This is a genomic window from Tateyamaria pelophila (assembly GCF_019966495.1).
GTDB lineage: Bacteria > Pseudomonadota > Alphaproteobacteria > Rhodobacterales > Rhodobacteraceae > Tateyamaria > Tateyamaria pelophila.
Window position 1 is genome coordinate 1 of sequence record NZ_JAIMIA010000041.1, and the last position, 14655, is coordinate 14655.

Genomic DNA, 14655 nt, shown 5'->3' on the forward strand with positions numbered 1-14655 from the left:
AAGGCCTATATCAAATGGGAATGCCAGGATGCGTGATCATGCCAAATCCGAATTTCCAGACGTGGGGTTGCTCAATCGCGACGGCGTTTTGAAGTTTCTGATGCGGACGGGGCAGAATGCCATTGCGTTGCCGTCTGAAAAGCTTGCGATCAGTTCCGGCCTCGATGGACGTATGGAGCAATCCAGAGAAGCGGAGGCAGAATTGGCAGGGCGGGTGCGTTTGCGCTTTGTCCAGACAGATGGCAATTTCGACGTCTTGTCGGAAGAAGCGATATTGGCGGATGATGCCACGCACGCTGTGTCGGCGACTGATTTGCCGATGGCGCTGACCCGGCCCGAAGGGCGGCAGATTGCCGAAAGATGGCTGACGGAGTCGCGTGTCTCTCGCGACACCATCCGTCTGGCTTTGCCCCCGTCCTTTATTAATGTTGGGGCAGGAGATGTGATTGAGGTCGCGGCGGATCAGGGCGAGGGCGTTGGACTGTACCGTGTTGACCGAATGGAACATGGCGAAATGCAATTGATTGAGGGTGTCCGGATTGAAGCAGAGGTCTACGAACCATCTGAGTTGTCGGACGAGTTGGCCGGTGTGCGTGAATTCATACCGCCGGTCCCGCTGACTTCGGTCTTTATGGATTTGCCACTGATCACCGGGGACGAGCAAGAGCACGCGCCACATGTTGCCATTACCGGTTCTCCTTGGCCGGGTAGTGTCGCTGTTTATCAATCTTTGAGCGAGGCGGATTTTGCGCTGAATTCCATTGTGGCAGCGCGGTCGTCTATTGGGTTCACGGAAACGCCTTTGCCGCGCGGACATGCGGGATTGATCGATCGCGGTGCGCCGCTTGAAGTCAAAATGATTCACGGAACGCTTGCTTCGACAACGGATGCGGCTCTTTTGAACGGATCTAACTTGGTAGCGATTGGAGATGGCAGTCCGGACAATTGGGAGTTGATCCAGTTCAGGGATGCGGAGCTGATTGCTCCGGAGCGCTATTTGCTGAGTCACAGGATTCGAGGACAATTGGGCAGTAACGGGGTCGGCCCTGACACTTGGCCGGCTGGATCTTGGTTTGTCGTGATGGACGGTGTGCCATCTCAAATCGAATTGGGACGCAATCTGCGTCGGATCAGCCAAACGTTCCGCATCGGTCCGGCGCGGCGGTCCTATGACGACCCGTCCTATGAGGAATTTGTGCATGCGTTTGAAGGCAATGGGTTAAGACCTTATGCGCCTGTGCATGTGAACTACCTCAAAACCGGTTCCGATATACGTTTCGATTGGATTCGGCGCACCCGCATTGATGGCGATGCTTGGGATTTGGCGGAAGTGCCGCTGGGAGAAGAAACCGAAGCATATACAGTCAGGGTACTTCAGTCAGATCAGGTGGTGAGGGAGGTTACCGTTACGAAACCTACTTGGGTTTATGAGAATTCAGATCTGCGGTCGGATGGTATTTCTGGTGCGTTTCAGGTATCGATTGCCCAGAATTCGGCGCGCTTTGGCCCCGGCATTTTCCGAACCATCGGCGTGGACGGTTGATGAGGCCTGTGCTTGCGATGGACCTGATTTGCGCGGGTCGCGCGGTTTTGCAAATGAGACCGCGCGACAGCAAGGACTGTGCAGATATGCTGGTTTCCAGCGCCATGATCGCCGATAGTTATCGTGTGCGCTCAGGCTCGGTGCATCCTCAATTTGGTGACGGAACGCTTGCAGAGGTCGCACGGCGTTTCGGTATGGCGCCAGAACCAACGGTCTGTGACCCGGAGTTTTCGGAGGCTTTGCGAGATGTTCTTTGTGCTCTGATTGCGATCAATTCCGTGACGCATCGCGTTTCGCAATAATGCGCATCACGCGTTTGCGTTTGGTAGAAACGTCTGATTTAGGGTAATGACGACCTGAAAGGACATTCAATGGCTGAATTCAGAACAAACATCGCCTCAATCGATCCGATTTGGGAACAGATTATCGAAGAAGCACGGCAAGCTGTTGCGGATGAGCCGCTGATCGGCGGATTTGTGCACGCCTGTATTCTGCATCACAAGTCCATCGAGAAGGCACTGTCTTACCGTATTGCGGCCAAACTTGCGTCAAATGAAATGTCGATGGTCGTTGTGCGTGAAATCGTCGAGGAAGCCTACCAGAAATCGCCTGAGTTGGTGGAAGCGGCCCGCGCGGATCTGGCTGCGGTTTATGATCGTGACCCGGCATGCCACCGATTGGTGCAACCGATTTTGTACTTTAAAGGCTATCAGGCCGTCCAAGCGTACCGTGTCGCGCATTTCCTTTGGACCGATGGGCACAAGGATCTCGCGTATTTCTTTCAAATGCGTGTTTCAGAAATATTTGGAGTGGATATCCACCCTGCTGCTATCATTGGCAAAGGCATCATGATCGACCACGCTCACTCCATTGTAATCGGCGAGACCGCGGTGGTTGGAAACAACGTGTCGATGCTGCACTCGGTGACACTGGGCGGAACCGGTAAGGAAGAAGAGGATCGCCATCCGAAGATCGGCAACGGCGTACTGATCGGTGCTGGCGCAAAAGTTCTGGGCAATATCCGTATAGGGGATTGCAGCCGCATTGCGGCAGGATCGGTCGTACTGGATGAAGTACCTGCGTGTAAAACCGTTGCCGGGATACCGGCGCGTATTGTCGGTGAGGCTGGATGCGATCAACCGTCTGTTTCAATGAACCATATGCTGGGCAAAGACCACTAAGGTTCAGTAATCTGACGAACAACGCCGGGGCATTTGCTCCGGCGTTTTTTGTTTTCATGGGTGCGTCAAGCAAGCATTGCGATTGGGTTTTCCAGGTTTTCGACAATCGCGTTCAACAACTGTGCACCCAATGCGCCGTCGATCACACGGTGATCCACGGATAGTGTCACGGACATGACAGTTGCCACGGCCAACGCGCCATCCTCGCCGACAATCGGTCTCTTTTTGCCGGCACCAACGGCCAAGATCGCACCGTGCGGCGGATTGATCACGGCGTCAAAATTGTCGACGCCGAACATGCCCAGATTTGAGATTGCAAAACTGCCGCCCTGGTACTCGTGCGGCGCAAGCTTGCGATCACGGGCCCGACTTGCGAGGTCTTTCATCTGGGCGGAAAGCGCCGACAACGATTTCTGGTCCGCATCCTGCAGGACGGGGGTAAAGAGGCCGCCTTCGATGGCGACGGCAACGGCCACATCAGATGGCGTCAGTTTCAGTACTTTGTCACCGGCCCAGACGGCATTGGCGTCCGGCACCTGTTGCAAGGCAATAGCGCATGCCTTGATGATGAAGTCATTGACCGACAGCTTGACACCACGCTCGGCCAGTTGGCTGTTCAGAGTGCCCCGAAATTCCATCAGAGCATCGAGCTTGATGTCGCGCCGCAGATAGAAATGCGGTACGGTTTGTTTGGCCTCGGTCAGGCGCGCCGCAATGGTCTTGCGCATACCATCGAGTTTGATCTCCTCGTAAGCGCGCCCTTCGTACATCTTGGCTACCGCATCTGCGGATGGCCCTGAGGGGACTGCGGAAGCTTGCGTTGCTGCCGGTGTTGCGGCGGCTTCTTCTTTGGGGCTTGGCGCGCTTTCTGCTGCTTCGACGTCTGCTTTGACGATACGTCCATGCGGGCCAGAGCCCTTGATCGCGCTTAGGTCCAGACCCTTTTGCGCAGCGATGCGGCGCGCCAGAGGAGAAGCAAAAATGCGCGTGCCGTCAGCGGTGGTCGGCGCTGATGGGGCAGGTGCAGCGGTTGTCTCTGATGCAGTTTCCGGAACCGTTTCCTTAGCGGCTGGTGCTGACCCGGGCTCTGGCTCTGACTGAGAAGACGCCGTTCCAATGTCATCCGCGCTTTCCCCATCTTCGAGCAAAACCGCGATGGCCGTGTTCACCTTCACACCTTCGGTGCCTTCGGCGACCAGAATTTTGCCGATCACTCCTTCGTCGACAGCCTCAAATTCCATCGTTGCCTTGTCTGTTTCGATTTCGGCAAGAAGGTCCCCGGACGACACCGTATCCCCCTCCTTGACGAGCCATTTTGCAAGCGTGCCTTCCTCCATCGTCGGAGACAGCGCAGGCATGAGAATTTCTGTGGGCATGTCCGGCTCCTTAGCGGTAGGTGACTTGTTTCACGGCAGCAATGACCTCGTCGGTGGTGATCAGCGCGTGTTTTTCAAGATTGGCGGCGTAGGGCATCGGTACATCCTTTCCCGTGCAATTGATCACCGGCGCATCAAGATAGTCGAACGCTTCCTGCATGATGACCGAGCTGATGTAATTGCCCACGCATCCTTGCGGCCAACCTTCTTCTACGGTCACGCAGCGGTTGGTTTTCATAACCGATTTGACGATCGACGCGGTGTCCATCGGGCGCAGGGTGCGCAGGTCGAGAACTTCAGCGCTTATGCCGTCTTCGGCCAGCTTGTCCGCGGCCTCCAGAGCATATTGCATCCCGATGCCGAAAGATACGATCGTAACGTCACTGCCTTCGCGCCAGATGCGCGCTTTGCCGAATGGCACCGTAAAGTCGTCCATGTCAGGCACATCGAACGTGCGACCATAGAGGATCTCGTTTTCCAGAAAGATCACGGGGTTGTCGTCGCGGATTGCAGTCTTCATCAATCCTTTTGCATCTGCGGCGGAGTAGGGCATGGCCACCTTGAGGCCGGGCACCTGCATGTACCATGCAGCGTAGTCTTGGCTGTGCTGCGCGCCCACGCGGGCCGCAGCGCCGTTGGGACCACGGAACACCATGGGCGCGCCCATCTGACCACCCGACATATAGAGCGTCTTGGCGGCAGAGTTTATGATTTGATCCATCGCCTGCATGGCGAAGTTGAAAGTCATGAACTCGACGATGGGACGCAGTCCACCAAAGGCAGCGCCCACACCGATCCCGGCAAAGCCATGCTCAGTAATCGGTGTGTCAATGACGCGCTTGCTGCCGAACTCGTCCAGCATGCCTTGTGAAATCTTGTAAGCGCCCTGATACTCGGCGACTTCCTCACCCATCAGGAACACGGTATCGTCGCGGCGCATCTCTTCGGACATGCCGTCACGCAAGGCTTCACGAACGGTCTGCGATTTCATTGCAGTGCCTTCGGGGTAGTCGGGGCTCACGTCGACGGTGGGTTCTGGTGGTGCGGCGGTGGCGGCGGCTTTCGGCGCTTCGGCGGCGGGGGCCGCTTCGGTCTTTGGGGCAGGGGCCTGAACGTCGTCCGCGCTTTCGCCCTCTTCGACCAGAATGGCGATGGCGGTGTTCACTTTCACGCCTTCGGTGCCTTCTGCAATCAGGATCTTGCCGATGATCCCCTCATCGACTGCCTCGAATTCCATCGTGGCCTTGTCGGTTTCAATTTCGGCCATGATGTCGCCGGACGAGACGGTGTCGCCCTCCTTGACGAGCCATTTGGCCAATGTGCCTTCTTCCATCGTGGGCGACAGGGCGGGCATCAGAATTTCGGTTGCCATAATAATTCTCTCCCTTACGCGTAGATGTCTGTCCAAAGTTCGTCCAGAGCCGGTTCAGGGCTTTCCTTGGCGAACTCGGCGCTGGCATTCACGACATCCTTGATCTCTTTGTCGATGGCCTTGAGGTCTTCTTCGGTGGCATGCTTGCCCGTCAGAAGCATGGAGCGGACCGCCTCGATCGGGTCACGCTCGTCACGCATTTTCTGCACTTCCTCGCGGGTCCGGTACTTGGCCGGGTCCGACATCGAGTGGCCACGATAGCGATAGGTTTTGATTTCCAGGATATAAGGGCCTTTACCCGCACGACAGTGATCGACGGCCTTTTGACCTGCGGCTTTGACAGCCAGCACATCCATACCATCGACCTCTTCGCCGGGAATGCCATATGCGGCGCCGCGTTCCCAGTAGCTGGGGGATTTTGTCGACCGTTTGGTCGACGTCCCCATGGCGTACTGGTTGTTCTCGATGACAAAGACAATGGGCAGCATCCAAAGCTCGGCCATATTGTAGGTCTCGTAGACTTGTCCCTGATTGGCGGCCCCATCGCCAAAATAGGTAAAGGTCACGCGGCCGTTCTCCTTGTACTTGTCCGCAAAAGCCAGACCAGCACCCAAGGGCACTTGCGCCGCAACGATCCCGTGGCCGCCGTAAAAGTGTTTTTCCTTGGAAAACATATGCATAGAGCCGCCTTTCCCCTTGGAATAGCCGCCCTCGCGCCCGGTCAATTCGGCCATGACGCCGTTGGGGTCCATTCCGCAGGCCAGCATATGGCCGTGATCGCGGTAGGACGTGACGCGTTTGTCGCCTTCCTCGGCCGCAGCCTCAAGGCCTACGACCACGGCTTCCTGCCCGATATAAAGGTGGCAGAACCCCCCGATCAGACCCATTCCGTATAGTTGACCCGCTTTTTCCTCGAACCGACGGATCAGCAACATATCCTTGTAATAGGCTTTGAGCTCTTCGGCAGAGACGTTGGGTTTTGATGTGGCTTTGCGCGCGGCCATGATGGCAGACCTCCTCCGGGCAGGGATAGTTTAGCGTTAAACTATTTCTTACAAGATTCGGAGCGATGGTGCGAGTGCCTTTCTTCCGCAAGGGCAGCTTGTGCCTAACGATCAGAAAGATCAGGATTTTTACCGAATTACGATTTCATCGGCGCGCAACATGCCGAGAATCGAACGGGCCTGCTCGTCCAGAAGGTCAAGATCAAGGAAGTCATCCGACAGGCGTTTGGTCAGGTTTTCCATCTCTGTCACGTCTGCCTGAACGGCGGCAAGTTGAGCTGCCAGATCGCGGGCTTCTGCGTCGATCTCGGCGCGCATGAACAATCCATAATCGCCCTGGACAGCGGCAAATGTAAAATAGATGCCCAAGGCAAAAGCCACGGCGAAAAATGTAATCAAACCCAATGCGGGGCGGGTGGTGCGGGTCATGTGCTCTGCCTCGTACCGCATCGTTTATCGTGCGGTTGCGCATACTATGCCACATGTGAGTCGCGCTGTGAATCCCCTTTGTTTCCTAGCGCGTACCTTTCCCCATGATCTTTCCGGTGATGGCAGCGTTCAGCTTTATCGGGCTGAACCTTGTGCTGAATGCCATGATCTTGTTCATGAGACCGGGCACTACGGACCGACGGCCCAGCCGCGCCTTGCGCCAGCCATCTTGCGCGACCTTCACGGCGGACATCGGCTTGGTCACATTCACCAGCCAAACACCTTTCATGTCGGCATCTTCAAAGAAATTGGTTGCGGTCACGCCGGGGCAGAGGGCGGTGACGGTCACGTTTGATCCGCCAAGCTCGGTCGCCACAGCCTCGGACACCGACAGGACATAGGCCTTGGTTGCATTATAGACCGCCATATTCGGACCGGGCGAGAAGGCGGCGAGGGAGGCGACGTTCAGGATCCGTCCCTTGGGTTGCGCCTTCATATGCGGGATTGCCAGGTTCATCAGCCGCGTCAGGGCAAGTATGTTCACCTGGATCGAGCTTAACATGCGGTCCCAGCCCTGATCGCTGGCAAAGGCACCATAATAAGCAAGACCCGCATTGTTGACCAGAACGTCGATGTTGCGCCCGTCGGTGGCGTTTGCCCACAGCCGTTCAGCTTCCGAAATGTCCGACAGATCGGCGGGGATGACCACCACCTGGACGCTGTCGCTGCGCAACTCGTCGGCCAACGCGTCAAGCTTGTCCTTGGACCGCGCCGTCAGGATCAGGTTATGACCGTCCCTGGCGGCGAGCCGCGCAAATTCCACACCCAGCCCTTCGGATGCGCCAGTGATCAATGTCCATGAAGTCATCTCGATGTCCCCTTTGGGTGCTGAACGCTTTCTTTCAGTATGAGGCAAAGCCGAGATTCAACCAATGGCAAAGACCGTTCAGCGCGTCAGAGCGGCTACACCGGGCAGTTCTTTCCCTTCCATCCATTCCAGGAACGCACCACCCGCTGTCGAGATATAGCTGAAATCATCCGCGACACCGGCTTGGTTCAATGCCGCCACGGTGTCGCCGCCGCCCGCAACGGTGATCAGGTCACCCGATACGGTGAGAGCCGCAGCGGCTTTGGCCGCGATCACGGTTGCGGTGTCGAAAGGTTCGATCTCGAACGCGCCGAGCGGGCCATTCCAGATCAGTGTCTTGAGACCGGCAAAGGCCGTTGCGATCTCGGCGGCGGCGGCGTCGCCCGCATCCAGTACCATCTGGTCCGCGTCCAGCCGGGTTTGCGCGTTCAGGGCAACAACCTCATGCGGCGCATTGGCGGCAAAGGCCCGTGCCACACGCCCGTCACTGGGCAGGATCACACGGCACCCGGCCGCGTCTGCTGCTGCCAGAATGCTTCGGGCGGTGTCGTGCAGGTCTGCTTCTTGCAGCGACGCGCCCAATTCTGCGCCTTGTGCGGCAAGAAATGTGTTCGCCATGCCGCCACCAATGACCAGCACGTCGATCTTCTTGACCAGGTTTTGCAGCAGGTCCAGCTTGCTCGATACCTTCGCTCCACCGACAACGGCACCTACCGGGCGTTTGGGGTTCGACAAGGCCGCCTCAAGCGCTTGCAATTCGGCCTGCATCAGACGGCCCGCACAGGAGGGTAAAAGATGCGCGACACCGGCTGTGGAGGCATGCGCCCGGTGCGCCGCCGAAAACGCATCATTGCAATACACATCGCCCAATGTGGCCAGAAACTCTGCCATCGCCGGGTCATTGGCCTCTTCCATTGGCGAAAACCGGGTGTTTTCGACCAGGATCACGGCATCGGCGGGCTGCGCATTGATCCAATCGCGTGAGGGACGTTCGACGAACGTCACCTTGCATCCGAACGCGGCTTCCAGCGTGGGGACGAGGGGTTGCAACGACATGTCCGGATTGGGCTTGCCTTTGGGGCGGCCGAAATGCGCCAGCAGCACCGGGCTGCCCCCCTTTGCCCGAATATCCGCAATCGTGGGCACGATCCTTTCGATCCGCGTGGCATCCGTGACGCGGCCATCTTCCATCGGCACATTGATATCCACGCGCGTCAGCACACGTTTGCCGTTCAGATCCATATCATCCAGCGAATTCCAGCCCATCGGTCATGCTCCTTGGTTTTTCGTTGGCCCCTGCATCGCGGCAATTGGCGCGTCGGTCAATGCATCACTTGTCCCTCGGCCCTGCAAGGCATAGGTAAGTGCGCAATTGCAAAGCAGAGAGATAATCATGGCCGAAATCAAAGACCCCGAAAACACGATCCTGATGGAACTCAAAGGTGGCACCGTCACAATCGAACTGTTGCCCGATGTGGCCCCGCAGCACAGCGCCCGCATGAAAGAACTCGTGCGCGCAGGCGAATATGACAATGTGGCGTTTCACCGGGTCATCGACGGCTTCATGGCGCAAACAGGCGATGTTCAGCACGGCGATATGGAAGACGGGTTCAACATCCGCATGGCGGGCACAGGCGGCTCTGACAAGCCTGACGTGCCAGCCGAATTCTCCAAGCTGCCCCACGACCGCGGCACAATCGGCGCGGCCCGTTCGGCCAATCCCAACAGTGCCAACAGCCAGTTCTTTATCAACTTCTCCGACAACGCCTTCCTGAATGGTCAGTACACGGTTTACGGCCGCGTCATTTCGGGCATGGAGCATGTCGACGCGATCACCCGTGGCGAGCCGCCAGCGGAACCGGATCGCATGATCAGCGTGAAGGTCGCAGCCGATGTTTAGGGTTGCACTCGCACTGGCCTGCCTTGCCGGGCCCGCGGCGGCCAGTGGCCTTGAAATCGATATCGCAGGCGAGGCCAATGGCACGGTGACGATCGACCTCTTCGAGGACATCGCACCCAAGCATGTGGAACAGATCACAGCCATCGCCGCGGCAGGCGACTATGACGGAGTTGTCTTTCACCGCGTCATTGACGGTTTCATGGCACAAACGGGCGACGTCGAAAATGGGGTCCTCGGTTCGGATATGCGAAGAGCAGGTACTGGTGGGTCACAATTTCCTGACATCCCTGCAGAGTTTTCCGATCGCTCCTTTGATCGCGGTATCGTCGGCATGGCACGCAGCCAGAACCCCAACTCGGCCAACAGCCAGTTTTTCATCATGTTTGAGCCGGGTCCGTTTCTGGACGGGAACTATACCGTTGTGGGTGAAGTGACCTCGGGCATGGAGGTGGTTGATTCCATTAAGAAAGGTACTGGTTCGAACGGCGCTGTCGTGGGGAAGCCAGACCACATGGTTTCGGTCAGGGTCACCCCGTAGGTATGCAATAAGTATGAATGCCAGACAGTTCTGACAACTTGTCAGAACTGGTCGATCGGATCATAAGGCCAGGCGTTCAGGGCCTCCGTCTGCTCCATGCGGCTCAACAGTTCACGCCGCGATGTTCATGCCTCTCAACCAAAGCGGCGTCTATCGGCTAATTGTTTCGTGATTTGACTGTGCCACGGGATTTGAGGGGCGGCTGCCACTTGTGTTTTACCAGCGCATCGCACGGGACCCAGTGCTCGTGAAGTGACCACCATGCAATAACAAGGGCGCCAGGGGCAGGGGGCAGGTCTTCAATGTTTCCGGCCTGATCCAGTACGCTTCCGAACTTGAGATAACTGCGTAGAGGTCTTCGGCAGGCCCCTCGAAGACAGCATCTTCGGGCCTGTCGGTATCGGATTTCTCGACCGTTTGCTCCCACAACAGGAAGGCTGTTGGGTAATGACCGGAAAGTCCGACCTGTATTCTGCATCACCAGAACATGCTCTATCAAACCGACCTGAGCTTCTAAGGAAAGTCTTTCAAATTAGCGTCTTCAGTCAAGACCATGACGGTGTATTCGCCCGCAACTATATCAACAGCCATACTGTCGAACGGAGGGGCGCCAGGATATCGGGAGTATTCTCGTTATAGGCATAGATCTCGCTCGTGTAGCCGCGGCACAGCGGATGCCCGCTGCAGATGTCATCGCGCCTCATGACCCGAAAATGGCACAACCGACCACAAATGGGACTCCTACGTCAGGTGGGGAACAGGAGGAGCCTTCAATTTTTGAAGGTAGTCGGCCGGATCAGAAGTTTCCTGATGTTGGAGCGTCGCGCATTGCCATTCACAAGTTACTCGACCGCCTTTGTTCACATTAAGGTGTTGAATAGCGGGAGGACTAAAATATTAATGCTGCAGATCCTGGTCACGCGTCAGTGCTGGCCGGCGAAGCTTTCGTAGTCGGGATGTTAGCCCGTCTGTGCGTGCGTCACATGTCGCGTGACGTCTTTCTTGTCTTTGCATTCCAGGGGCTCGGTCGGGTTGCAACCTTGTGCAGAGGGACGCATTGGGCGAATTTGCCTAAGGGCCACTGAAAACGCCGCGTCGATTTTGATGTTCGAAAAAAAAGACGCTCCGAAGGTTGGAGCGCCTCATATGCATTGATGCACGTTGCTTAATCGGCCTTCGGCGTTGCGGGTGCGGTGGCCTGCGCAGTCGCCGTGGGTTTACCGCCTGAGTTCAGCGGATCGTCCTGCCGTTGGACCGACCCTTCGAAATGGGCACCGCTTTCGATCGCGATCGTCTTGTGAATGATGTCGCCCTCTACCCGCGCCGTCGAGGTCAGTCGCACTTTCAGCCCGCGGACGCGGCCAACGATTCGGCCGTTGATGACCACATCGTCGGCAATCACTTCGCCCTTGATGGTGGCACTTTCGCCGATTGTGAGCAAATGCGCACGAATGTCACCTTCGACGGTGCCCTCAACCTGGATGTCGCCTGTGGTCTTCATGTTGCCGGTCACGTGCAGATCCGCCGAAAGGACAGAGGCCGGTGGCTTGGCCTTGGGTGCGCTTGCCTTGAATTCAGAAGATTTTTGCCCGGATTGCGACGCCGCAGCGGGGTTTGCCGTTTTCGAGGCGTCCGCACCGGGACCAGGTTCGTTGATTTTGCTTTTAGAAAACATCGTTTGCTGCCTTGATATAGATCATGGGGTTCACGGCCTTGCCGCCGACGCGGACTTCGTAATGCAGATGCACGCCGGTCACCCGTCCAGAGGCTCCCATATCACCAATGCGGTCCCCGCGCGAGACCCTTTGACCAACTTTTACCTTGAGCCGCGACAAGTGCGCGTAACGCGTCTCGATCCCGAACTCGTGCTGGATCTTCACGAGGCGACCGTAACCGGACTGCCATCCCGCGTGGGTTACGACGCCGTCCGCCGTTGCATAGAGTGGGGTACCGACCGATGCAGCGAAATCGACGCCATTGTGCATGCGACGTCCACCTGTTTTCGGGTCACGGCGCGGTCCGAATTGCGAGGTAAACCGAAACGCAGATTTCACGGGTGTGGCAAACGGCGCTTTTTGTGCCGCAATCCGGTAGAGGTTGAGCTGATCCATTTGGTTCAGCAGCCGATTGGCCCGCATCGTATCGGGAGAGGGTTCCTCGCCACGGGTCGAGAACGTCAGGGGCGTCAACGGCCCACCCTGTCCGGAATAGCCGCGACGAATCTGTTCGATAATGCGATCTGTCGGCATGCCTGCGGATCGGAACATTTTGTCGAGCGGCGCAACCGAAACACTCATCGCTTCTTCGAGTTGGCGGAAAATCTGGTCGTTTTGCTCCCGCATCAAGGCAATTTCGGTCTCAAGCTCATCCGCCGCCAGCAATGCATCTTCGGCGTCCTGGATGACCTGGTCACGTTCAGCGGCCGTGCGGGCCAAAGCTTCGGCCACGAAATCAATCGATGCGCTCGACGCCGTATGCGTGGCTCCGGCCCCGCCGCCATCGATCTCGACCTGTTCTTTGAGCCCGGCGATTTGTGCCTTGGCCGCCTCACGATCCTTCATGGTGCGGCGCAGGGTGCTCTGTATCACATCAATGCCGGTTTCCAGTTCCCGGCGACGGGTTTCAGAGGACAACAATTCCGATTGCATGATCGAGATTTGTGTAAGCGCGGCGGTGAACCGTTCCTGCGCGGCCAGCGCTTCCTGAGCACGGCTGTCGCGCTGAGCCGACAGATCATTCAAGCGGTCTTGATACGTGCTCTGATCCCGTTTTGCCTGTTCGCGGAAATTGCCCGAACCGATGCTGTCCATCAGCAATATCGCCGTGGCGATGATGGCCCAGGCAATCACGAAGGAGCCGCCTGCAAAGGCGGCAACCTGTGTGCCGGGACGCAAGCGGATAAACCGCGTGTCTGTATCTGATTTCAGAAATACGCGGCGCTCCGGAAAATACTTCTCCAGTAGGCCGTGCCATTTAATGCCGAGGCGTGTTCGCACAGTCTCGTCCTTGTTCCGTCCCGATTTTCGGCGCGCGTCTCCCCGCAAACGACGCCTTGAAAATGTTCCATAAATGAGGGCTGCAAAGCGGGGCAAGCCTCGCGGTTTGATCAGCGGTTTTCCGGCAAGGAAACGGTACAAAGTGGCGGAAAACCGCGCATTTTACCCGTCTAGGTTAGTTTGCGACCGCAAGTGGCCAATAAAAATCCGGGGGTAGGCCCGCTTCGGCCCTTTTTTCCTCATTGAACGGAGGTTTGAGCGGGCTGTGAAAATACGTCTGAACAAGCCGGTGAAACGCCACCTTGGGGTCAAGGTTTTCGCGCCCGCACAAGAAGTGGAACCATTTCGATCCGTAGGCCACATGCGCCACTTCTTCGGCATAGATGGTTTCGAGTGCGGTCACAGCATCGTCCACCTTCGCCTTGCGAAACACTTCGATCATGCCGGGTGTGACATCAAGCCCACGCGCTTCCAGCACCATCGGGACGACCGCCAGTCGTCCCATGAAATCGGTTGCTGTATCCTCGGCGGCACGCCACATGCCTGCATGGGCAGGCAGCGCGCCATAGTGGCTGCCCATCGCTTCAAGGCAGTCGCACATCAAATTGAAATGTTTGGATTCCTCATCGGCTGCCTTTACCCAGTCGTCAAAAAAACCCATCGGCATCGGCACATGGGAAAATCGCGCGATGATGTCCCAGTGCAGATCAACGGCGTTCAGCTCGATATGGGCCACGGCATGCAACAACGCGATGCGCCCTTCAGGCGATCCGGGGCGACGACGCGGAACGTCGCGCGGGCTGAGCAATTCCGGCGTGACGGGCCGGGCCGGGTGCATTGGTGGATCAGCCCGCCCGATGTCCGGTTCCTCACCCGCAGTACGCGCCGCTTGCCACTGCGCAGCCAAGCGGCGCGACAGGGCGGTTTTTTCCCGCCCGTCTGCCGTGCGCAACACCGCCTCTGCCATTTCGGCCAGCGGTTGCATCACAGGGCCTGAACGGCCGCCAGAACCACATCCGCATGGCCGGGCACCTTGACCTTGGGCCAGACCATCGCGACGTCGCCATTGGCATCGATCAGGTAGGTGGTGCGCTCTATCCCCATGTATTTTTTGCCATACATGTTCTTTTCCTTCCAGACACCATAGTCCTCGCAGACGGTCCCATGCTCATCAGAGAGCAACGGCACGGTCAGGTCGCGCTTGGTCGCAAATTTGACATGGCTCGCAACGCTGTCTTTCGAGATGCCGAACACTTTCGCCCCGGCGGCCTCAAAGGCCTCCAGACCTTCGGAAAACGCGATGGATTCCTTGGTGCACCCGGGCGTGTCGTCGCGCGGATAAAAGAACAAAACAACCGCACTGCCCTTGAGCGCGGAAAGCGTGACGTCGGTTCCATCGCCCTGCGGCAAGGTGAAATCGGGGGCTTGGGTCGCAATTTCGAGCATCA

Annotated in this window: 15 protein-coding genes and 1 pseudogene; 6 read left to right on the plus strand and 10 right to left on the minus strand. The window is 57.5% G+C overall.

Annotation, left to right across the window (positions count from 1 at the left end; all coding sequences use genetic code 11):
* Positions 1-28: 28 nt before the first annotated feature.
* The 4 genes and pseudogenes from LC354_RS28260 to cysE all read left to right on the plus strand — a co-directional run.
* Positions 29-493 (plus strand): annotated as a pseudogene (locus LC354_RS28260) (phage tail protein); the annotation flags it as partial.
* 138 nt (positions 494-631) lie between these two features.
* Complete coding sequence (locus tag LC354_RS28265; RefSeq protein WP_449649482.1) at positions 632-1543, plus strand: GTA baseplate fiber-binding domain-containing protein; 912 nt, start codon at positions 632-634, stop codon at positions 1541-1543.
* A complete protein-coding gene (locus LC354_RS13795; RefSeq protein ID WP_449649481.1) occupies positions 1543-1845 on the plus strand; it encodes a DUF7742 family protein in 303 nt (100 codons plus the stop codon). The genes LC354_RS28265 and LC354_RS13795 overlap by 1 nt, the downstream gene beginning before the upstream one ends.
* A gap of 69 nt (positions 1846-1914) precedes the next feature.
* Entirely contained in the window at positions 1915-2724 is an 810-nt protein-coding gene (cysE, locus tag LC354_RS13800) for a serine O-acetyltransferase (protein WP_223424752.1), read from the plus strand.
* Between the two features lie 65 nt (positions 2725-2789).
* On the opposite strand, the gene LC354_RS13805 is transcribed toward cysE, so the two are convergent.
* The 6 genes from LC354_RS13805 to LC354_RS13830 form a co-directional block, all read right to left on the minus strand.
* Positions 2790-4100 (minus strand): pyruvate dehydrogenase complex dihydrolipoamide acetyltransferase, encoded by a 1311-nt coding sequence (locus tag LC354_RS13805; RefSeq protein ID WP_223424754.1) that lies wholly within the window; start codon positions 4098-4100, stop codon positions 2790-2792.
* A 10-nt stretch (positions 4101-4110) separates the two neighbouring features.
* Positions 4111-5472 (minus strand): pyruvate dehydrogenase complex E1 component subunit beta, encoded by a 1362-nt coding sequence (locus tag LC354_RS13810; RefSeq protein ID WP_223424755.1) that lies wholly within the window; start codon positions 5470-5472, stop codon positions 4111-4113.
* 14 nt (positions 5473-5486) lie between these two features.
* Entirely contained in the window at positions 5487-6476 is a 990-nt protein-coding gene (pdhA, locus tag LC354_RS13815; protein WP_223424757.1) for a pyruvate dehydrogenase (acetyl-transferring) E1 component subunit alpha, read from the minus strand.
* Positions 6477-6605: 129 nt separating this feature from the next.
* On the minus strand, positions 6606-6905 hold the full coding sequence (locus LC354_RS13820) for a septum formation initiator family protein (RefSeq protein WP_223424758.1): 300 nt from the start codon (positions 6903-6905) through the stop codon (positions 6606-6608).
* Between the two features lie 85 nt (positions 6906-6990).
* On the minus strand, positions 6991-7773 hold the full coding sequence (locus LC354_RS13825) for an SDR family NAD(P)-dependent oxidoreductase (protein ID WP_223424760.1): 783 nt from the start codon (positions 7771-7773) through the stop codon (positions 6991-6993).
* A 78-nt stretch (positions 7774-7851) separates the two neighbouring features.
* Entirely contained in the window at positions 7852-9039 is a 1188-nt protein-coding gene (locus tag LC354_RS13830; RefSeq protein WP_223424762.1) for a phosphoglycerate kinase, read from the minus strand.
* 127 nt (positions 9040-9166) lie between these two features.
* Here LC354_RS13830 and LC354_RS13835 point away from each other — a divergent pair, with 127 nt between their 5' ends.
* Positions 9167-9673: a peptidylprolyl isomerase gene (locus LC354_RS13835; protein ID WP_223424764.1), complete on the plus strand. Its 507-nt coding sequence runs from the start codon at positions 9167-9169 to the stop codon at positions 9671-9673.
* Positions 9666-10211: a peptidylprolyl isomerase gene (locus LC354_RS13840; protein WP_223424765.1), complete on the plus strand. Its 546-nt coding sequence runs from the start codon at positions 9666-9668 to the stop codon at positions 10209-10211. Before LC354_RS13835 ends, LC354_RS13840 begins: the two co-directional genes overlap by 8 nt.
* A gap of 1165 nt (positions 10212-11376) precedes the next feature.
* Here the strand turns inward: LC354_RS13840 and LC354_RS13845 are convergent.
* From LC354_RS13845 to LC354_RS13860, 4 genes are all read right to left on the minus strand, one after another.
* Positions 11377-11886 (minus strand): bactofilin family protein, encoded by a 510-nt coding sequence (locus LC354_RS13845; RefSeq protein WP_223424767.1) that lies wholly within the window; start codon positions 11884-11886, stop codon positions 11377-11379.
* Complete coding sequence (locus LC354_RS13850) at positions 11876-13207, minus strand: DUF5930 domain-containing protein (RefSeq protein ID WP_223424769.1); 1332 nt, start codon at positions 13205-13207, stop codon at positions 11876-11878. The genes LC354_RS13845 and LC354_RS13850 overlap by 11 nt, the downstream gene beginning before the upstream one ends.
* 175 nt (positions 13208-13382) lie before the next feature.
* Positions 13383-14192, minus strand: a complete 810-nt coding sequence (locus LC354_RS13855; protein WP_223424770.1) for a ferritin-like domain-containing protein — start codon at positions 14190-14192, stop codon at positions 13383-13385.
* On the minus strand, positions 14192-14653 hold the full coding sequence (locus LC354_RS13860) for a peroxiredoxin (RefSeq protein ID WP_223424805.1): 462 nt from the start codon (positions 14651-14653) through the stop codon (positions 14192-14194). Before LC354_RS13860 ends, LC354_RS13855 begins: the two co-directional genes overlap by 1 nt.
* Between the last annotated feature and the right edge of the window lie 2 nt (positions 14654-14655).